General features: G+C 70.3%; 18 protein-coding genes. 10 read left to right on the top strand and 8 right to left on the bottom strand.

Going from position 1 to position 19687, the window contains the following annotated elements; translation table 11 throughout:
* Positions 1 to 7: 7 nt before the first annotated feature.
* The 6 genes from OG407_RS13700 (at position 8) to OG407_RS13675 (ending at position 6081) form a co-directional block, all read left to right on the top strand.
* Complete coding sequence (locus OG407_RS13700; protein WP_405858012.1) at positions 8 to 1291, top strand: amidohydrolase family protein; 1284 nt, start codon at positions 8 to 10, stop codon at positions 1289 to 1291.
* A complete protein-coding gene (locus OG407_RS13695) occupies positions 1288 to 2553 on the top strand; it encodes an amidohydrolase family protein (RefSeq protein ID WP_405858010.1) in 1266 nt (421 codons plus the stop codon). Before OG407_RS13700 ends, OG407_RS13695 begins: the two co-directional genes overlap by 4 nt.
* A 24-nt stretch (positions 2554 to 2577) precedes the next feature.
* Positions 2578 to 3297 (top strand): VIT family protein, encoded by a 720-nt coding sequence (locus OG407_RS13690; RefSeq protein WP_403601649.1) that lies wholly within the window; start codon positions 2578 to 2580, stop codon positions 3295 to 3297.
* Between the two features lie 112 nt (positions 3298 to 3409).
* Positions 3410 to 4288 (top strand): sterol desaturase family protein, encoded by an 879-nt coding sequence (locus OG407_RS13685; protein WP_405858008.1) that lies wholly within the window; start codon positions 3410 to 3412, stop codon positions 4286 to 4288.
* Positions 4285 to 4992 carry a lysoplasmalogenase gene (locus OG407_RS13680; RefSeq protein ID WP_405858006.1) on the top strand — a complete coding sequence of 236 codons (708 nt, stop codon included), beginning with the start codon at positions 4285 to 4287 and terminating at the stop codon, positions 4990 to 4992. Before OG407_RS13685 ends, OG407_RS13680 begins: the two co-directional genes overlap by 4 nt.
* 42 nt (positions 4993 to 5034) lie before the next feature.
* Positions 5035 to 6081, top strand: a complete 1047-nt coding sequence (locus OG407_RS13675) for a zinc-dependent alcohol dehydrogenase family protein (protein ID WP_405858004.1) — start codon at positions 5035 to 5037, stop codon at positions 6079 to 6081.
* Between the two features lie 35 nt (positions 6082 to 6116).
* Here the strand turns inward: OG407_RS13675 and OG407_RS13670 are convergent, their stop codons facing one another.
* The 3 genes from OG407_RS13670 to OG407_RS13660 all read right to left on the bottom strand — a co-directional run bounded on the left by OG407_RS13670 (position 6117) and on the right by OG407_RS13660 (position 10373).
* Positions 6117 to 7127, bottom strand: coding sequence for a CopD family protein (locus tag OG407_RS13670; protein ID WP_405858002.1), 1011 nt, complete (start codon positions 7125 to 7127; stop codon positions 6117 to 6119).
* A gap of 100 nt (positions 7128 to 7227) precedes the next feature.
* Positions 7228 to 8718 carry a CoA transferase gene (locus tag OG407_RS13665; RefSeq protein ID WP_405858000.1) on the bottom strand — a complete coding sequence of 497 codons (1491 nt, stop codon included), beginning with the start codon at positions 8716 to 8718 and terminating at the stop codon, positions 7228 to 7230.
* A gap of 116 nt (positions 8719 to 8834) precedes the next feature.
* On the bottom strand, positions 8835 to 10373 hold the full coding sequence (locus tag OG407_RS13660; RefSeq protein ID WP_405857998.1) for a S8 family serine peptidase: 1539 nt from the start codon (positions 10371 to 10373) through the stop codon (positions 8835 to 8837).
* A 251-nt stretch (positions 10374 to 10624) separates the two neighbouring features.
* Between OG407_RS13660 and OG407_RS13655 the strand changes: the two genes are divergently transcribed.
* The 3 genes from OG407_RS13655 to moaA all read left to right on the top strand — a co-directional run bounded on the left by OG407_RS13655 (position 10625) and on the right by moaA (position 13771).
* On the top strand, positions 10625 to 10981 hold the full coding sequence (locus OG407_RS13655) for a DUF485 domain-containing protein (protein WP_327405067.1): 357 nt from the start codon (positions 10625 to 10627) through the stop codon (positions 10979 to 10981).
* Positions 10978 to 12597, top strand: a complete 1620-nt coding sequence (locus OG407_RS13650) for a cation acetate symporter (RefSeq protein ID WP_405857997.1) — start codon at positions 10978 to 10980, stop codon at positions 12595 to 12597. The genes OG407_RS13655 and OG407_RS13650 overlap by 4 nt, the downstream gene beginning before the upstream one ends.
* A gap of 184 nt (positions 12598 to 12781) precedes the next feature.
* Positions 12782 to 13771, top strand: a complete 990-nt coding sequence (gene moaA / locus OG407_RS13645) for a GTP 3',8-cyclase MoaA (protein WP_328684179.1) — start codon at positions 12782 to 12784, stop codon at positions 13769 to 13771.
* Positions 13772 to 13795: 24 nt separating this feature from the next.
* Here the strand turns inward: moaA and OG407_RS13640 are convergent, their stop codons facing one another.
* A complete protein-coding gene (locus OG407_RS13640; RefSeq protein WP_327405070.1) occupies positions 13796 to 14014 on the bottom strand; it encodes a hypothetical protein in 219 nt (72 codons plus the stop codon).
* A 236-nt stretch (positions 14015 to 14250) separates the two neighbouring features.
* Complete coding sequence (locus OG407_RS13635) at positions 14251 to 14637, bottom strand: DUF3099 domain-containing protein (protein ID WP_405857994.1); 387 nt, start codon at positions 14635 to 14637, stop codon at positions 14251 to 14253.
* A 254-nt stretch (positions 14638 to 14891) separates the two neighbouring features.
* On the opposite strand from OG407_RS13635, the gene OG407_RS13630 reads away from it, so the two are divergent.
* On the top strand, positions 14892 to 15170 hold the full coding sequence (locus OG407_RS13630) for a GlsB/YeaQ/YmgE family stress response membrane protein (protein ID WP_019060682.1): 279 nt from the start codon (positions 14892 to 14894) through the stop codon (positions 15168 to 15170).
* A gap of 87 nt (positions 15171 to 15257) precedes the next feature.
* On the opposite strand, the gene tyrS is transcribed toward OG407_RS13630, so the two are convergent.
* The 3 genes from tyrS to OG407_RS13615 are packed head-to-tail and all read right to left on the bottom strand — an operon-like array spanning position 15258 to position 19489.
* Positions 15258 to 16526 (bottom strand): tyrosine--tRNA ligase, encoded by a 1269-nt coding sequence (tyrS, locus tag OG407_RS13625; RefSeq protein ID WP_405857992.1) that lies wholly within the window; start codon positions 16524 to 16526, stop codon positions 15258 to 15260.
* 48 nt (positions 16527 to 16574) lie between these two features.
* Positions 16575 to 17969, bottom strand: coding sequence for a metallopeptidase TldD-related protein (locus tag OG407_RS13620; RefSeq protein ID WP_405857990.1), 1395 nt, complete (start codon positions 17967 to 17969; stop codon positions 16575 to 16577).
* Positions 17966 to 19489 carry a TldD/PmbA family protein gene (locus tag OG407_RS13615; protein WP_403601677.1) on the bottom strand — a complete coding sequence of 508 codons (1524 nt, stop codon included), beginning with the start codon at positions 19487 to 19489 and terminating at the stop codon, positions 17966 to 17968. Before OG407_RS13615 ends, OG407_RS13620 begins: the two co-directional genes overlap by 4 nt.
* Between the last annotated feature and the right edge of the window lie 198 nt (positions 19490 to 19687).

Raw genomic sequence — 19687 nt, 5'->3', positions numbered from 1 at the left:
GGCTGTTGTGACCGACCAGGAGCCGTACCTGATCATCTCCTCCGACTGCCACGCCGGGCTGCCCACCGAGGAGTACCGGCCCTATCTGGACGCCCGGTTCCACCGGGACTTCGACGAGTTCCTCGCCGGACGCGACCGGCGCCGCGAGGAGATGACCCGGCTCGGCATCCGCAACGAGGCGTTCGCGACGAAGTGGTTCCGGGACAACGAGGAAGGCCTGCGCGGGGGTTGGGACACCGCGCAGCGCCTCAAGGAGCTGGACGGGGACGGGGTGGCCGCCGAGGTGGTTTTCCCGGACGCGGATGCCGTGGACAGCCAGACGGCCGCGCCCTTCGGAGTCGGCCTCGGCCTCTCCGGGGACCAGGACCCGGAGTTGGGCATGGCGGGCGCGCAGGCCCACAACCGCTGGCTCGCCGACTTCGTCTCCGAGAACCCTCAACGGCATTGCGGAGTCGCCCTGTTGCCCGTGACGGCCCCTACGGAGAAGGTCGTCGCGGAGGTCCACCGCGCCAAGGAGTCGGGCCTCGGCGCCCTGATGATCCCCTCCATGTGGGTCGACAAGGAGCCCTACCACGACCGCCGTTACGACCCCGTATGGGCGGCCGCCGCTGAGTGCGGGATGCCCGTGCTCACGCACTCCGGGGCCGCGCCCCGCCACGAGTACGGCGACCATCTGGGCATCTATGTGAGCGAGGTGACCTGGTGGCCCGCCCGGCCGCTCTGGTTCCTGCTCTGGTCCGGGGTCTTCGAGCGCCACCCGGGCCTCAAGTTCGGTGTGGCGGAGTCGGGTTGTTGGTGGCTGCCGAACCAGCTGTGGTTCATGGACCGCCTCTACCTGGGCGCCCACGGCGGCAAGAAGCTCTCGCCGTTCGCGGAGCTGAAACGGCCGCCGAGCGAGTACCTCGACCGGCAGATCTTCATCTGCGCCACCAACACCAAGCGCCGTGAACTGGCCCAGCGGTACGAGATCGGCGTCGAGAACATCCTCTGGGGCAGCGACTTCCCGCACCCCGAGGGCACCTGGCCCGACACGCGCGCGTGGCTGAAGCGCACCTTCCACGACATCCCGGTGGACGAGACCCGCCGCATGCTGGGCCTCGCGGCGGCGGACGCCTTCGGCTTCGACGTGGCGGCTCTGACCCCGCTGGCCCGCCGGATCGGCCCGACCCCCGCCGAACTCGGCCAGCAGGACGACCAGGAGGCCGTGAGGGCGTCCTGGGCGCGCTCGCGCGAGGTCGGGCGGCACTGGCTGACCGACCACGACTTCCCGGTCCTGGGGGCGACGCCATGACCTCCACGGACTCCATGGGCTCGGCGGGTTCCAAGGGCGCGGACCGGTACACGGTCATCTCCGCGGACTGCCACGCGGGCGCCGATCTCCTGGACTACCGGCCCTACTTGGAGAAGCGGTACCACGACGAGTTCGACGCGTGGGCGGCCGCGTACGTCAACCCGTACGAGGACCTGCTCGCCGACACGGCCGACAAGAACTGGAACTCCGGGCGGCGGATCGCGGAGCTGGAGGAGGACGGCATCGTCGCGGAGGTCGTCTTCCCGAACACCATTCCGCCGTTCTTCCCGTCCGGCTCCCTGATGGCACCCGCGCCCACGGCCGAGGAGTTCCGGCGCCGCTGGGCCGGCCTGCGCGCCCACAACCGCTGGCTGGCGGACTTCTGCGCCGCCGCGCCGGGCCGACGGGCCGGGGTCTTCCAGATCCTCCTCAACGACGTCCAGGAGGCCGTCCAGGAGATCCGGTGGGCGGTCGAGGCGGGCCTCCGGGGCGGGTTGCTGCTGCCTGGCACTCCACCCGGCTCAGGACTGCCGGAGCTGTACTCGTCGACGTACGACCCGATCTGGGCCGTCTGCGCGGAACTCGGCGTCCCCGTCAACCACCACGCGGGCTCGGCGTCCCCGCCCCTGGGCGACGAACCGGCCGCCCGCGCGGTGTACATGGTCGAGACGACCTGGTTCTCGCACCGCGCCCTGTGGCACCTGATCTTCGGCGGCGCCTTCCGCCGTCACCCGGACCTGAGACTGGTCCTGACCGAGCAGGGCTCCGGCTGGATCCCCGGGGTGCTCGACATGCTGGACTACTACCACGGGCGCCTGGTCGCGGCGGCGTCGAAGGCATCGACCGCGGAGTCCAAGTTCGGCGCGGGGCTCGCCAGTTCGATGGGCAAGGGTCCTTCGGAGGTATGGCGCGACAACTGCTTCGTGGGCGCCAGTTTCATGCGCCCCCACGAGGTGCCCCTGCGCGACCGGATCGGCATCGAGAAGATCATGTGGGGGAGCGACTACCCGCACGACGAGGGGACGTACCCGTACTCCAGGGAGGGCCTGCGCTTCGCCTACGCGCGCGTGCCGCGTGACGAGGTCGCCGCCATGGTCGGCGGCAACGCGGCCCGCGTCTACGGCTTCGACCTCGGCACCCTGGATCCGATCGCGGCGAAGGTCGGCCCCCTGGTGAGCGAGATCGCGGAACCGCTCGCCGAACCGCCGAAGGATGCCACGAGCCCGGTGTTCGCGCGGGGAGCGTCGGTACGGGTGTGGTGACACCGGGGGTGGAATCCTCCGGGGGTGACTGAAACCAACGGCGAGTCCCACTCCGAGGCCCACGGCGGCAGCCTCGGCTCCCGGCTGAACTGGCTGCGGGCCGCGGTCCTCGGCGCGAACGACGGCATCCTGTCGACCGCCGGACTCGTCGTCGGCGTGGCCGGTGCCACCTCCGACCGCACGGCCCTGCTGACGGCCGGCCTCGCGGGTCTCCTCGCCGGCTCCATGTCGATGGCGGCGGGGGAGTACGTGTCCGTATCGACGCAGCGCGACTCCGAGAAGGCCGCCCTGGCCTTGGAGAAGCGCGAGCTGAAGGAGCAACCCGAGGCCGAACTGGAGGAGTTGACCGAACTCCTCCAGGACCGCGGCCTGACCCGCGACGTGGCCAGGGAAGCGGCCGTCCAGCTCACGGAACGCGACGCCCTGCGCGCCCACGCCAGCGTGGAGCTCGGCATCGACCCCGACGACCTCACCAACCCCTGGCACGCGGCCTGGGCGAGCTTCCTGTCCTTCACGGCCGGCGCCCTGCTGCCCCTCCTGGCGATCGTCCTGCCCCCGGCCGACTGGCGGCTCGGCGTCACCGTCGTCTCGTCCCTGGGCGCCCTGGTCTTCACCGGCTGGACCAGCGCCCGCCTCGGCGCGGCCGACCCGAAGCTCGCGATCGTACGGAACGTTGCCGGGGGCGTGCTGGCGATGGCGGTGACGTATGTGGCGGGGACGCTGTTGGGGGCGGCGGGAGCGTGACCGGTTGGGTGACCTGTTGGCGGAGATCGCCAACAAGCAAGCGCGTACCCCAGGTAATACTTGTGGGTAACAACGTCTAGGCGTGGCCGATTCGCGGTTTTACGGTTCATCCATGCCGAACCTGCCCGATGCCGTGCTCTGGTCGATACCCGCCTTCGTGCTGCTCACCGTGATCGAGGTGATCAGCGTGCGCATCCACCCCGACGAGGACGCGGCGGGCTACGAGACGAAGGACGCCGTCACGAGCGTCGGCATGGGGCTCGGGAGCCTCGTCTTCGACTTCCTCTGGAAGATCCCGATCGTCGCGGTCTACACGGCGATCTACGAACTCACCCCGCTGCGCGTGCCCGTCCTGTGGTGGACGATCCCGCTGATGCTGCTCGGGCAGGACTTCTTCTACTACTGGTCCCACCGCGGCCACCACGTCATCCGCATCCTGTGGGCCTGCCACGTCGTCCACCACTCCAGCCGCAGGTTCAACCTCACCACGGCCCTGCGCCAGCCCTGGACGACCCTCACGGTATGGCCGTTCTACGTCCCCCTCATCGCCCTGGGCGTGCATCCCGCCGCGCTGGCGTTCTGCTCCTCGGCGAACCTCGTCTACCAGTTCTGGATCCACACCGAGCGGATCGACCGCATGCCCCGCTGGTTCGAATTCGTCTTCAACACGCCGTCCCACCACCGGGTCCACCACGCCTCCCAGGGCGGCTACCTGGACCGCAACTTCGGCGGCATCCTCATCGTCTGGGACCGGCTCTTCGGGTCCTTCGTGCCGGAGGTTGAGCGGCCCGTCTATGGGTTGACCAAGAACATCAACACGTTCAACCCGATCAAGGTGGCCACCCATGAGTACGTCGCCATCGCCAAGGACCTGAAAGCGGCGACCAGTTGGCGCGAGCGCGCGGGACGCGTGTTCCGGGGACCGGGCTGGCAGCCGGTGCCCGTCCCGGATCAGGGCGTCCCGGCCGCCGAGGAGACCGCGGCCGCGTGAACCCACGTACCGCACACCCGGCCGTCTCCCGCGCCCTCCTGATCGGCTTCGCACTGGCAGCCCTCGTGGACCTGCTCTCGCTCGCTGTCGGCTACGAGCCCGGCCACACCGTCACCAAGCCCCTCCTGATGCCGCTCCTCGCCGCGTACGCGGCCCTGCGCGGCGCGCCCCGGCTCCTCGTCGCCGCGCTCCTCTTCGGCTGGGGAGGCGACACCCTGCTGCTCTCCGACGCCGACCCCGCCTTCCTCGCCGGCATGGCCTGCTTCGCGGCGGGCCACCTCTGCTACCTCGCCGTCTTCAGGACGTACGGCGGCCCGAAACGTGCTCCACGCGTGCGTGCCGGTCTCCTCGTCGCCGGGTACGCCGTCGCCCTGGCCGTCACCGTCACGATGCTGTGGCCGGACCTCCCGGCGGACCTGCGCGTCCCCGTGGCCGGTTACAGCGCCCTGCTGACGGCCATGGCGTGCGCCGCGGCCACCCGGTTCGGCCTCGCCGCCGGGCTCGGCGGGGCGCTCTTCATGGTCTCCGACACCCTCATCGCGACCGGGGTCGCCGACTGGCCGCAGCCGCCCAGGCCCGACTTCTGGATCATGCTGACGTACGCCGGCGCACAGTTCCTGCTGGTCCAGGGCGTGCTCGGCACCCTCGCCGAGCGCCCCGCACCGGCGGCGGCGTACCGTGAAGTGCGCTCGACCACCCCCTGAGCGCACCGCACCAGCACACCCGCGACGAGAAGGACCCTCGCCATGCGCGCCACCACCATCCACGCCCCGTTCGACATGCGCGTGGAGGACGTCCCCGAGCCTCTGGTGCAGCTGCCCACCGACGCGGTGGTCCGGGTGCTGCGCGCCTGCATCTGCGGCAGCGACCTGTGGGCGTACCGCGGCGAGTCGGCCCGGCAGCCGGGGCAGCGCATCGGGCACGAGTTCCTCGGGATCGTGGAGGAGACCGGCTCCGAGGTGACCGGCGTCCAGACCGGCGACCTCGTGGTCGCGCCCTTCGTGTGGTCCGACGGCGTCTGCGACTACTGCCGCGAGGGCCTCACCACCTCCTGCGTGCACGGCGGCTTCTGGGGCGCCGTGGGCTATGACGGCGGCCAGGGCGAGGCCGTACGCGTGCCCTTCGCCGACGGCACCCTCGTACGGCTGCCGAAGGATGCGGCCTCCGACGACCACCTGCTGTCCGCGCTGCTGACCCTGTCCGACGTCATGGGCACCGGCCACCACGCGGCCCTCGGCGCGGGCGTCCGCAAGGGCGCCACCGTCGCCGTCGTGGGCGACGGAGCCGTCGGCCTGTGCGCGGTACTAGCCGCCAAGCGCCTCGGCGCCGAACGGATCATCGCGCTCGGCCGCCACGAGGTGCGCACGGACATCGCCCGCCGCTTCGGCGCCACCGACGTCGTCGCCGCACGCGGTGAGGACGCAGTCGAGGCGGTCCGTGAACTCACCCGCGGCCAGGGCGCACACGCCGTCGTCGAGGCCGTCGGCACCGAGCAGTCCATGCGGACGGCCGTCGGCATCGCGCGCGACGGCGGCGCGATCGGCTTCGTCGGGGTACCGCACGGCAGCGGCACCGGCCTCGACCTCGGGGTCATGTTCGACCGGAACATCGCGCTGCGCGGCGGGGTCGCACCGGTCCGCACGTACATCCCGGAGCTGCTGCCCGACATCCTGGACGGCACCATCGACCCCTCGCCCGTCTTCGACCTGACGGTCGGCCTGGAGGGCGTACCCGACGGCTACAAGGCGATGGACGAGCGCACGGCCCTGAAGGTCCTGGTCACGAACAGCTGATCAACTATTGATCGATGGATTGATTCATTGATCCGTCAATGCCAGCGGATCGGCACCGGCAATGCCGTCAACAGTCCGGAGACCACGACCACCACTCCCAGGGCGACGACCTCGGCCCGCGCGGGTGAGTGCGCGGTCAGCGGATCGGAGGCCCTGCGCAGCCGGTACCGGGCCCACAGCGCGAGGACGGCGACGGCGGCGACGAGGATCACCTTCGCGAGCAGGGTGCGCCCGTACGCCGTCGTCGTCAGCTGGTCCAGGATCGTGCCGGCCGGCATCCGGCGCAGCGAACTCCACACCCCCGTGGCGGTGATCGCGGCGAGCAGTACGGCCGCCACGCGCGCGTAGAGCCCCAACAGCGCGGTCCCCGCCTCGGCACCGCGCCACTGCCGCAACGTCCGCAGCACGTGCAGCAGACCGCCCACCCACAGCGCCGCGCACGTCAGGTGCACCAGGGTCAGTTCGGAGCCGACCAGGGGACTGTGCTCGCTCGCCGGGTGCACGCGCAGCGCCTCCGCGAGGACCACGGCGCCCAGGGGCCACACCTGGAGGCCGGGCCTGCGTGACCGGGCGCACAGGGCCGCCACGGCGAACGCGTTGACCTCCAGGAGCGCCAACTTGCCGTCCCGGGACTGGTAGAGGCCGCCGACGTCGATCTGGGCAAGGCTGTGCGGCACCAGGTTGCCCGTCGCCACGACCGACGCGAGCCCCAGCGCGGCGACGAAACCGGCACCGGTCGCGTACAGGGCCCAGCTGCGGGGGCCGTTCGGGGGAGCGCCGGGCACGGTACGCGCGAGCCGGTTCACGAACAGCTCACCCAGGGGGACGCACAGCGCGCCGAACAACACCGCTCGGAGCAGCGCGATGCCGCCGACACCGGGCGCGGCGGCCTCCCCGGTGTCGTGCAGCGCGGCGGACGGGCCGAGCAGGGGTATCAGCGCGGCGAGCACCACCAGGGCCAGTACGGCGACGGCCCGACGCGTACCGGGGCGCCGCCCGGAGCCGCTGGTGTCGGCCACTTCGACAGTCGGTCGTATCAAGGTCACCCCAAGATCTTCACCAGCCGCCACAGAACCGGGCAAGTGCAACGAAACGACCGGTGGAACGGCATTCCGCTCATAGGTACGTTTCCGCCCGACCCCCGCATCAAGCCCAACGGGCCGAGTCCGTGCCCCAACGCCCCGGCGGTCGCGCCCAGTTCGAGGGCCCACCGACGAACGACACCGGCGACCGGGCATGCCGTAGCCGTCCGATACCGCTGTCCGTCTCGACGAACCAGGCATCGGGCTGGTTGTACGCCGTCCCGCTGTCGTCGTTTGCGGTTCCGCCTCGCTCGTCCGCCGCCCGGCCCCGCTGCCCGTGTGCCGTCCGGTCCTGCTCGCTCCCGCGCGCCGTTCCGGTAGCCGCCCCGCCGGGCACCGCCCCTCCCCGCTCGCCCCCGTCCGCCGTCAGCCACGCCGCAGTCCGCGCGAGCGCCAGCCGTAGGGCGATGCCGTAGCCCTGCTCGGCCTGTTCCGTCACCGCCCGCAGCACCGCGCCCGCCAGCAGATACCCGGTGCCGTGGTCGAGGGCTTGCGCGGGCAGCGCGCCGGGGTGTTCCGGTGAACCCTCGATCGCCGCGATGCCCGAGGCGACCTGCACCAGGCTGTCGAACCCGCGCCGGTCACCCCACGACCCGTACGCGCCCCACGCCGACAACTGCGCGACGATCACCCCGGGCCGACGGTCGGCCAGCGCCTCGGGGGAGAGCCCGAACCGTTCCAGGGCGCCCGGCCGGTACCCGGTGACGACCACGTCCGCTCGCGCGAGCAACTCCTCGAAGGTGTAACGGTCGGAGGTCAGTCCGAGGTCCAGCCGGGTCGACCGTTTCCCGAAACCGGTGTCCGCGTGCGCGTCGGGATCCTCGGGCAACTGCGGGGCGTCCACGCGCAGCACGTCCGCGCCCAGCAGGGCCAGCGTCCGCGTGGCGATCGGGCCCGCGATGACCCGGGTCAGGTCGAGCACGCGCAGCCCGGCGGCGGGCAGCAACGGGTCGCCGTCCAGCGGCGGGAGCACACGCGCGCGTGCCGTGCCGAGCCGCTCGCGCTCGACGAGCGGCCGCCGGGCCACCGCGACCCCCTGAGCGTGCGCGGCCCACTCCTCGGCCGTCCGCAGCGCGACCGCGAGGCCCCCGGCGCCGTAGACGGTCTCCTCCACCTCCGGCGCGGATCGCTCGGCGAGCACCGCGGCCACGTCCTCCACCGACGCGTCCCCCGGCAGCTTCAACGCGTCCAGCAGCCGCGCCCGGTGGTGCGGGTAGTTCGCGTGGGTGCGGACCCAGCCGTCGGCCGTCCGCCAGAACCGTGACAGCGGCGCGAAACTGACCGGCGCCCGCCCGTCGATCAACAGATGCCGCTCACTGACGAACGCCGTGGCGACGGCCCCGTCGTCCACCCGTACCCCGGGTACCTCCGCCAGCCCGGCTCGCCGCGCCCCCAGCTCCGCGGCGGCCAGCGCGCATGCTCCCACGCAGGCCCGCGCCAACTCCCGTACAGGAAGCCGCGCTTCGAGAGCCCCCTGACGCGCGACGGTCGAGACACGTGAGACCAGAGCGGGATCGCCGCCCAGAGCGGCCCATGCCATCTTGATGTCAGTCATGATTGAACTATGCAGTATTGATTCAATCAACATTGGTCATGCGGATATGGATGGCCGTACGGACACGAACGGGCCGGGCGGAGATCCGCCCGGCCCGTGAACAGGTGAGGTGTCGGCTACTTCTGCTTCACCGCCCGCAGCGCGTTGACGATGCCGAACCCGTAGAAGCCGTTGACGCGCTTGCCGCCCACGCAGGTCGCGTCCGCGACGCCGTCGCCGTTGGTGTCGTACGGGGCGGTCGGGCAGCCCGGGTTGTCCGCCTCGGCCTTCAGCAGCGCCTGCAACTGGGCCGGAGAGGCGTGCGGGTGCGTCGACTTGAGCAGCGCGGCCACGGCCGCGACGTGCGGGGTCGCCATCGAGGTGCCCTGGAGGTAGCCGTAGGAGTTGTTCGGCAGGGTGGAGAGGATGCGGCCGTTCTTCGACGGGGTGTCCGGGATCTGCAGGGCGTCTCCGCCCGGCGCCGACACGTCGATGACGCCCTTGCCGTAGCTGGAGAAGTACGACTTGGCCTTCTTGACGCCGACGGAGCTCACCGTGACGACGCCCGGCAACTGGGTCGGTACGTCGAAGCACTCGTGCGGGTCGACCGTCCGGGGCGTCGCGGTCGAGTCGTCGGGGCTGGAATCGTCGACGAGGGCGTCCGAGTCGAGGTCGTCGTTGGAGTTGCCGGCCGCCGCGACATTGAGCGTGCCCTTGCTCTGGGCGTACAGCTGGGCCCTGTTGACCGCATCAACAATGGCACGTTGATCGGGGTCGTCCATGCAGTTGTACAGCCAGGGATCAACGTAGTAGCTGTTGTTGGTGATCTCCACGCCGTGGTCCGCGGCGAACACGAACGCGCAGACCACGCTCTCCGGGTAGAACAGCTGGGTCGAGTCCGGCTCGGCCACCGTGATCCCGGCGACCTTCACGCCCGGCGCGACGCCCGCCACACCGATGCCGTTGCGGGCGGCGGCGATCTCACCCGCGACATGCGTGCCGTGGTAGTGGGCGGAGTCCACGGGACGCCAGGAGCCGTACGTCGTGTCCGCCTTGCCGCCGACACAGTTCGCGGACTGCGAGGCGGAGAAGTTCGGGGCGATGTCCGGGTGGGTGTCGTCGACGCCGACGTCGATGACGGCGACCGTCACGCTCTTGCTGCCCGGGTTGATCTTCGCGGCCTTGTCGGCGCCGATCGCGGGCAGGTCCCACTGGTCGGCTTCGAGCGGCTCGCTGTCCCCGGCGGCGGCGGAGGCCTTCGCCGTCTTCGCGGCCTGGTCCTTGGAGAGGTACTGCACCGCGCCCTCGTCGGTCGTCGAGGCGAGGCTCAGCGGCGCCGTACGCGTGGCACCCGCCGACTGCACACCGCGCACCGCGCGGATCCGCGCGCCGAAGTCGGGGTTCGCCGAGTGGACGACGATCACACCGATCTTCTCGTACGTCACCACGATGGTGCCGCCGGCCGCATTGATCGCCTTCTTGACCGAGTTGATCGTCCAGTGGTCCAGCCGGGTGTTGACCACATACGCGAGGTTCGGCGCGTCGGCGGTCCGCGCTGTGGTCTCCGCGGCCGGGACCGCCGAGGCCGCCGACGGGAGGAAGCCGAGCGAGGCGGTCAGCGACAGGACGACCGGTACGGCGAGGGCGAGCCGGCGTCTGGGGCGCAGATGAGCCATGGGATCTCCACATCATCCGGAAACGAAACGGCCCGAGACGTGGTGGCGCGCTCGGGCAGATACATCAGGTACATGACGAGTGGTGCAGACCTGAAGCTATCTCCCGCGGTGGCTGGCCAGCAATGATTTCCCAAAGACGACTACCGAAAGAAGTCAAAGGAGTTGAACCGGTCGACGTGTCGCGCCGTGCCCTTGGGCAGGAAGCACCGAGCCAGACCAGAACCCGCAGGTCCGTAACGCGAGGAGACACCGTGGCCACCGAGACACCACCCCCCTCGAAAGCCGAACACCAACTCCCCAGTACCGAGGAGTTCGAACAGGTCCAGGAGAGCGCGGAGTTCGCCGAACTGCGCCGCGCCCACCGCTCCTTCGCCATCCCGGTGACCGTCGCGTTCATCGTCTGGTACCTGCTGTACGTGCTGCTGTGCAACTACGCGGACGACTTCATGGACACCAAGGTCGTCGGCCACATCAACGTCGCCCTGGTCCTGGGCCTCGCCCAGTTCCTGACCACGTTCCTCATCGCCTGGTGGTACGCGCGGTACTCCGCCGCGAAGCTCGACCCCAAGGCCGAAGCCATCAAGTCCCGGATGGAGGGCGGCGCATGAGCCCCACGATCACCCTGGCCGCAGGCGAGGCGAGCCAGCACCGACCGCTGATCATCACCCTGTTCGCGATCTTCGTCGCCGCCACGCTCGTCATCACCGTATGGGCGGGCCGCCAGACGAAGAGCGCCGCCGACTTCTACGCGGGCGGCCGTCAGTTCACCGCCTTCCAAAATGGCCTCGCCGTTTCCGGCGACTACATGTCCGCCGCGTCCTTCCTCGGCATCGCCGGCGCGATCGCCCTCTTCGGCTACGACGGCTTCCTGTACTCCATCGGCTTCCTGGTCGCCTGGCTGGTCGCCCTGCTCCTGGTGGCCGAACCGCTGCGCAACTCGGGCCGCTACACCATGGGCGACGTCCTCGCGTACCGCATGCGCCAGCGCCCGGTCCGCACCGCGGCCGGCACCTCCACCATCGTGGTGTCGATCTTCTACCTGCTGGCCCAGATGGCCGGCGCGGGCGTCCTGGTCTCGCTGCTCCTCGGTATCACCACCGACGCGGGCAAGATCGGCATCGTCGCCCTGGTCGGCGTCCTGATGATCGTGTACGTCACCATCGGCGGCATGAAGGGCACCACCTGGGTCCAGATGGTCAAGGCCTGCCTGCTCATCGCCGGCGCCCTGCTGCTGACCTTCCTGGTGCTGCTGAAGTTCAACTTCAACATCTCCGACCTGCTCGGCAAGGCCGCCTCCAACAGCGGCAAGGGCTCCGCCTTCCTGAACCCCGGCCTCAAGTACGGCGCCACCGGCACCACCAAGCTGGACTTCATCTCCCTGGGCCTCGCCCTGGTCCTCGGCACCGCAGGCCTGCCGCACATCCTGATCCGCTTCTACACGGTGCCCACCGCCAAGGCTGCCCGTAAGTCGGTCATCTGGGCCATCGGCCTGATCGGCGCCTTCTACCTGATGACCCTGGCCCTCGGTTTCGGTGCCGCGGCGCTGATCAAACCCGACGAGATCATCGCCTCCAACAAGGCGGGCAACACGGCCGCACCCCTCCTGGCACTGCATCTGGGCGGAGTCGACTCCACCTGGGGTGCCATCCTCCTGGCCACCATCTCGGCGGTCGCCTTCGCCACGATCCTCGCGGTCGTCGCCGGCCTGACCCTGGCCTCGTCCTCCTCGTTCGCCCACGACATCTACGCGAACGTCATCAAGCGCGGCCAGGCGACGGAGAAGCAGGAGATGGCCGCCGCCCGCTACGCCACGGTCGGCATCGGCGCCGTCTCCATCCTCCTGGGCGCCCTCGCCCGCGACCTGAACGTCGCCGGCCTGGTCGCCCTCGCCTTCGCGGTCGCGGCCTCCGCCAACCTCCCGACGATCCTCTACAGCCTCTTCTGGAAGCGCTTCACCACCCCCGGGGCCCTCTGGTCGATCTACGGCGGCCTGGTCACCGCGGTCGGCCTCGTCCTGTTCTCGCCGGTCGTCTCCGGCAAGCCCGCGTCGATGTTCCCGGACGTCGACTTCCACTGGTTCCCCCTGGAGAACCCCGGCATCATCTCCATCCCCGTCGGCTTCCTGCTGGGCTGGCTCGGCACGATCCTCTCCAAGGAGGAGCCGGACACCGGCAAGTTCGCGGAGCTGGAGGTACGGTCCCTGACCGGCACCGGAGCCCACTGAGCCGCCCCGCCCGGTCCACCCGAGTCCCCCCACCGGGTCCCCCCACGTCGACGGCCGCGTCGTAGATCCCTACGACGCGGCCGTGCCGTACCTCGTGGGATCGGGCCGCTCTCGTTGTCAGAGGTGTCGCGTACGCTCGCAGGTGTCGGAAAACATGCGATCCGAAACGAGGAAGGGGGCACACGTGCTCATCGACACCTATGGCCGAGTAGCCACCGACCTGCGGGTTTCGCTGACCGACCGGTGCAATCTCCGGTGTACGTACTGCATGCCGGAGGAGGGCCTGCAGTGGCTGGCGAAGCCCGACCTCCTCACGGACGACGAGATCGTCCGCCTGATAGACATCGCGGTCACCTCCCTCGGCATCGAGGAGGTCCGCTTCACCGGCGGCGAGCCCCTGCTGCGCCCCGGCCTGGTCGGCATCGTCGAGCGGGTCGCGGCCCTGGAGCCCCGCCCCCAGATGTCCCTGACGACCAACGGCATCGGCCTCAAGCGCACAGCGACCGCCCTGCAGAAGGCGGGCCTGGACCGGGTCAACGTCTCCCTGGACACCCTGCGCCCCGACGTCTTCAAGACCCTCACCCGCCGGGACCGCCTCAAGGACGTGCTCGCGGGCCTGGAAGCCGCCCACGACGCGGGCCTGACCCCGGTGAAGATCAACTCGGTGCTGATGCCGGGCCTCAACGCCGACGAGGCCCCGGACCTGCTGGCCTGGGCCGTGGAGCACGACTACGAACTGCGCTTCATCGAGCAGATGCCCCTGGATGCCCAGCACGGCTGGACGCGCGAGGGCATGGTCACCGCGGGCGACATCCTCACCTCCCTCCGCACCCGCTTCGAGCTGACGCCCGAAGGCTCCGACGAGCGCGGCTCGGCCCCCGCCGAGCGCTGGATCGTCGACGGCGGCCCGCACCGCGTGGGCGTCATCGCCTCGGTCACCCGCCCGTTCTGCGCGGCCTGCGACCGCACCCGCCTCACGGCCGACGGCCAGATACGCAACTGCCTGTTCGCCCGCGAGGAGACCAGCCTCCGCGGCGCGCTCCGCTCCGACACCCCGGACGAGGAGATCGCCCGCATCTGGCGTCAGGCGATGTGGGGCAAGAAGGCGGGCTCGGGCCTGGACGACCCGTCGTTCCTCCAGCCGGACCGGCCGATGTCGGCGATCGGCGGCTGAGCGGCCGTCGTAGCCGAACGGGCCCTACGGGATCTCGGGCTCTTCCCAGTCCTCGAACTTGACGACGTCCTTCAGGAAACCCCGTACACCGAGGAACTGGGACAGATGCTCGCGGTGCTCCTCGCACGCGAGCCACGTCTTGCGTCGCTCCGGCGTATGGATCTTCGGGTTGTTCCACGCGAGGACCCACACGGCGTCGGCGCGGCAGCCCTTCGCGGAGCAGATCGGGGTCTCGTCACTCACCGGAACTCATGGAATTCGTCTCACAGATGCGCTGATAAAGGCGACGCCGAGCAGCCACGGGGGGAGCTGCCCGGCGTCGGTCCGTCGCTCCGACGGGGGATGCGGAGCGCGTACGAAGTATGTCACGGGTGACCGCTCGCCCGGCACCGGAACAACATGATTGATCTGAGCTTTTCTTGAGCTTGATGCGGAGCCGACGTCCGGTTCTGGCACGTTCGCCATGGTCACGACCGGTCCTACGGTTCGCCTCCCACGGGGGGTGCCGGCTCGGGCACGACCCCTTCCGGGACGGGTTCCGCGAACGTCCCGTCCGGCCTCGGCGGCGCGATCATCGGCCGCAGCGGCGCGGTGACGAACGTGGACGGAAGCCCCGGCGCGTTCTCCCGCCCGGCGTTCGCGATCACGACGGCGACATAGGGAAGCAGCACACCGAGCACCAACGCGACGATCGCGACGTGCCGTTCGACGTTCCACAGCGCGCAGGCGAGGATCACCGACACCGTACGGACCGACATCGAGATGACGTACCGGCGCTGGCGCCCGCGGATGTCCTCCGCGAGTCCCGTCCGGGCTCCGGTGATCCGGAACACCTGGGCCTTGCCTTCGCCGTGCAGCTTCCGCATCACATTCCACCGTCCGCCCGCATCGGACTCTCCCCGGCCCGCAACCCCGGTTCGCACCCGATCCGGGAACCGGGCCCCGACGCGTTCCACGTTACGCCGCGCCTCCGTCGCCTTCGAGACCGGGGGACCTCCGGCCTGGGCGAACGAACTGCGCCGTAGCACGTATGGCCGTACCCGACATGCGCCGTACTGCGACCGGACCCACACTTGGCGTAATGCTCACGTCGGACGTCGAGCCGTACAAGGAGGCAGCCATGGGCTGGTTGTGGGCGATCATCGTGGGATTCGTGCTCGGACTGATCGCGAAGGCGATCATCCCGGGCAAGCAGCACAGTCCGCTCTGGCTGACCACCATCTGCGGCATTCTCGGCGCCATCGTGGGCAACGCGATCGCCCGAGCGGCCGGCGTCGACGCGACCAGCGGCATCGACTGGAGCCGCCACGCGTTCCAGCTCGTCGCCGCGGTCATCATCGTCTTCGTCGTCGACATGGCGTACATGGCGACGATCGGCAAGAACAAACAGAGAGCCTGAGGACAGCGCCCCAAAGGGGCGCGGGGAACTGCGCGACCAGCCACGACGAAAGCCGCGGCCCGCAGTTAACCCGCGCCCCTTTGGCGCTTACGCTCCGGTCACCTCGACCGCCGCCAGGTTCTTCTTGCCCCGCCGCAGCACCAGCCACCGCCCGTGCAGCAGATCTTCCTTCGCCGGCACGGCATCCTCCGCGGCGACCTTCACGTTGTTCACGTAGGCCCCGCCCTCCTTCACGGTCCGCCGCGCGGCCGACTTGCTCGCCACCAGGCCGACCTCGGCGAACAGGTCGACGACCGGGCCGAGTTCGGCGACCTGGACGTGCGGCACCTCGGAGAGCGACGCGGCCAGCGTCTTCTCGTCCAGCTCCGCCAGCTCGCCCTGCCCGAAGAGGGCCTTGGACGCGGCGGTCACGGCGGCCGTCTGCTCGGCGCCGTGCACCAGCGTCGTCAGCTCCTCGGCCAGCGCGCGCTGAGCGGCGCGGGCCTGGGGGCGCTCCTCGGTCTGCTGCTCCAACTCCTCAAGCTCCTCGCGGGACTTGAAGGACAGCATGCGCGCGTACGTGGAGATGTCCCGGTCGTCCGTGTTCAGCCAGAACTGGTAGAACGCGTACGGCGTGGTCATCTCCGGGTCGAGCCAGATGGCGGTGCCCTCGGACTTGCTGAACTTCGTGCCGTCGGCCTTGGTCATCAGCGGTGTGCCGTAGGCGTGCACCGTGGCGTCCGGCTCCAGGCGGTGGATCAGGTCCAGGCCCGCCGTGAGGTTGCCCCACTGGTCGCTGCCGCCCTGCTGGAGCGTGCAGCCGTACCTCCGGTAGAGCTGGAGGAAGTCCATGCCCTGGAGGATCTGGTAGCTGAACTCCGTGTAGCTGATGCCCTGTTCGGAGTCCAGACGCTTGGCGACCGAGTCCTTCGCCAGCATCTTGTTGACGCGGAAGTGCTTGCCGATGTCCCGGAGGAACTCGATCGCGGAGAGGTTCGCCGTCCAGTCGAGGTTGTTCACCATGACCGCGCCGTTCTCGCCCTCGAAGGACAGGAACGGCTCGATCTGGCCGCGCAGCTTCTGGACCCAGCCGGCGACCGTCTCCGGGTCGTTCAGCGTGCGCTCCGCCGTCGGGCGGGGGTCGCCGATCTGGCCCGTGGCCCCGCCGACCAGCGCCAGCGGCCGGTGTCCTGCCTGCTGGAGCCGGCGCACGGTGAGCACCTGCACCAGGTGCCCCAGGTGCAGCGACGGCGCGGTCGGGTCGAAGCCGCAATAGAACGTGACGGGACCGTCCGCGAGCGCCTTGCGCAAAGCATCTTCGTCGGTGGACAGGGCGAACAGGCCCCGCCACTTCAGCTCGTCGACGATGTCCGTCACGGTTCTCGTATCTCCTTGAGTGGTCTCGTGAATCAATCAGGTACGAGGTTATACGCCCTGACTGACAGAGCTCATATTGAAGTCCGGCACCCGCAGCGCGGGCATCGCGGCCCTGGTGAACCAGTCGCTCCATTCCCTCGGCAGCGTCTTCTCCGTCCGCCCCGCCTCGGTGGCCCGGCCCAGCAGATCCACCGGCGACTCGTTGAACCGGAAGTTGTTCACCTCGCCCACCACCTCGCCGTTCTCGACGAGGTAGACGCCGTCCCGGGTCAGCCCGGTCAGCAGCAGCGTCGCCGGGTCGACCTCGCGGATGTACCAGAGGCAGGTCAGCAGCAGCCCGCGCGCGGTGTTCGCGACCATCTCCTCCAGGGAGCGGTCCTCGCCCCCGCTCAGGATCAGGTTGTCGATCGACGGCGCCACCGGCAGCCCGGTCAGTCCCGCGCTGTGCCGACTGGTCAGCAGGTGCTGCAACTCACCCTCTCGCACCCAGTCGGTGGCGGTCAGCGGCAGCCCGTTGTCGAACACCGACTGGTCGCCCCCGGAGGTGTGCGCGAGCACGAACGGGGCGGATTCCAGGCCCGGTTCGTTCGGGTCGCTGCGCAGCGACAGCGGAAGTTCGGTGAGCTTCTCGCCGACACGGGTGCCGCCGCCGGGCTTGGAGAACACCGTGCGGCCCTCGACCGCGTCCCGGCCCGACGCCGACCACATCTGGTAGATCAGCAGGTCCGCGACCGCGGTCGGCGGCAGCAGCGTCTCGTAGCGGCCCGCGGGCAGCGGGATCCTCCGCTCCGCCCAGCCCAGCCGTACGGCCAACTCGGCGTCCAGCGCCGCCGGGTCGACGTCCTTGAAGTCCCGGGTCGAGCGGCCGGCCCAGGCCGAGCGCGTGCGGTCCGGGGACTTGGCGTTCAGCTCCAGTGTGCCGTTGGGCTGGTCGTGGCGCAGGCGCAGGCCCGTCGACGTGCCCAGGTAGCTGGTGACCAGCTCGTGGTTGGCGAAGCCGTACAGCTCGCGACCGCCCGCACGCGCGCGTGCGAACGATTCGCCGAGCGCGGGGGCGAAGTCGGCGAACACACTGGACGAGGTCTCGGCGGGGCCGTCCGTGAAGTCGGGGGACTGCGCCACGCCCGTGACCAGCGGCTGCGCGTCCTCGGCGGCCGCGGCACCGCGCGCGGCGGCCTCGGCGGCCCGCACCAGCGGCTCCAGCTCCTCCGGGGTGACGGCGGACCGGGACACGACCCCCGAGGCCGTGCCCTCCTTGCCGTCGACGGTCGCGATGACGGTGAGCGTGCGCCCGCGCGTGACGCCGTTCGTGGTCAGCGCGTTGCCCGCCCAGCGGAGGTTGGCGGTCGACTGCTCGTCGGCGATGACGACACAGCCGTCGGCCCGCGACAGTGCGAGGGCGCGCTCGACGATCTCGTGCGGCTTGTTCGTACGAGGACTCATCGACCGGCCTCCTGCGTGGTGTTGAGGATGTTGACGCCCGTGAAGAGGGCCGACGGGCAGCCGTGCGAGACCGAGGCGACCTGGCCCGGCTGGGCCTTGCCGCAGTTGAAGGCGCCGCCCAGGACGTAGGTCTGCGGACCGCCGACGGCCGCCATGGACCCCCAGAAGTCGGTGGTCGTCGCCTGGTAGGCGACGTCCCGCAGCTGCCCGGTGATCCGCCCGTTCTCGATCCTGAAGAACCGCTGCCCGGTGAACTGGAAGTTGTAGCGCTGCATGTCGATCGACCACGACCGGTCGCCGACCACGTAGATCCCGCGGTCGACCCCGCCGATCAGATCCTCCGTGGACAGCCCCGCCGGGTCCGGCTGGAGCGACACGTTGGCCATGCGCTGCACCGGCACATGCCCGGGGGAGTCGGCGTACGCGCAGCCGTTGGAACGCTCGAAGCCGGTCAACCTGGCGATGCGGCGGTCGAGTTGGTAGCCGACCAGGGTGCCGTCCTTGACGAGGTCCCAGGACTGGCCCTCGACGCCCTCGTCGTCGTAGCCGATGGTCGCGAGGCCGTGCTCGGCGGTGCGGTCGCCGGTGACGTTCATCCGCTCGGAGCCGTACTTCAGTTTGTTGAGCTTGTCGAAGGTGGCGAAGGACGTGCCTGCGTAGGCGGCCTCGTAGCCGAGCGCGCGGTCCAGTTCGGTGGCGTGGCCGATGGACTCGTGGATCGTCAGCCACAGGTTGGACGGGTCGACGACGAGGTCGTACAGGCCCGCCTCGACGCTCGGTGCCCGCATCTTCTCCGCGAGCAGCTCGGGGATCCGCGCCAGCTCCTCGTCCCAGTCCCAGCCGGTGCCCGTCAGGTACTCCCAGCCGCGCCCCACGGGCGGCGCGATGGTGCGCATGGAGTCGAACTCACCGCTCGACTCGTCGACCGACACCGCGTTCAACTGCGGGTGCAGCCGCACGCGTTGCTGGGTGGTCACCGTCCCGGCGGTGTCGGCGTAGAACTTGTTCTCGTGCACGGTGAGCAGCGACGCGTCCACGTGGTTGACGCCGTCCGCCGCGAGCAGCCGGGCGCTCCAGTCCGCCAGCAGCCCCGCCTTCTCCTCGTCGGGCACCGAGAAGGGATCGATCTCGTACGACGAGATCCACGTCCGCTCCTCGTGCACGGGCTCGGCGGCCAGCTCGACCCGCTCATCGGACCCGGCCGCCTTGATCACCTGGGCGGAGAGCTTCGCCATCGCCACCGCCTGCGAGGCGACCTTGGCGGCGGCGTCCATGCTCAGGTCCACGCCCGACGCGAACCCCCAGGTGCCGCCGTGCACGACCCGCACCGCGTACCCGAGGTCGGTGGTGTCCGACGTACCGGCGGGCCGGGCGTCCCGCAGCCGCCAGGACGCGCTGCGCACCCGCTCGAACCGGAAGTCCGCGTGCTCGGCACCGAGCGCACGCGCGCGTGCCAGCGCGGCGTCGGCCAGGGCGCGTAGCGGAAGTGCCGTGAAGGCTTCGTCGATGGAATGGGGCACGGAGGTCTCCCTGCTGTCGTGGCCTGTCGGGTCCGATCATGTCGCGCGAGCGGGTGCGGGGACCACACGTTTCCGCGCTGCGTCGGCACTTTCTGTAGGGACCCGACAGCGAGTCCCGTAAGCCACTGTCGGTGCCCGATTGTCCGCCGGACGGGGCGGACCGATAGGTTTTCGATAAAGCCGCCTGTCGACCAGGTG

Origin of the sequence: Streptomyces sp. NBC_01515 (assembly GCF_045040345.1) — a bacterium.
Lineage (GTDB): Bacteria > Actinomycetota > Actinomycetes > Streptomycetales > Streptomycetaceae > Streptomyces.
This window is presented reverse-complemented; position numbering and strand designations above follow the sequence as displayed.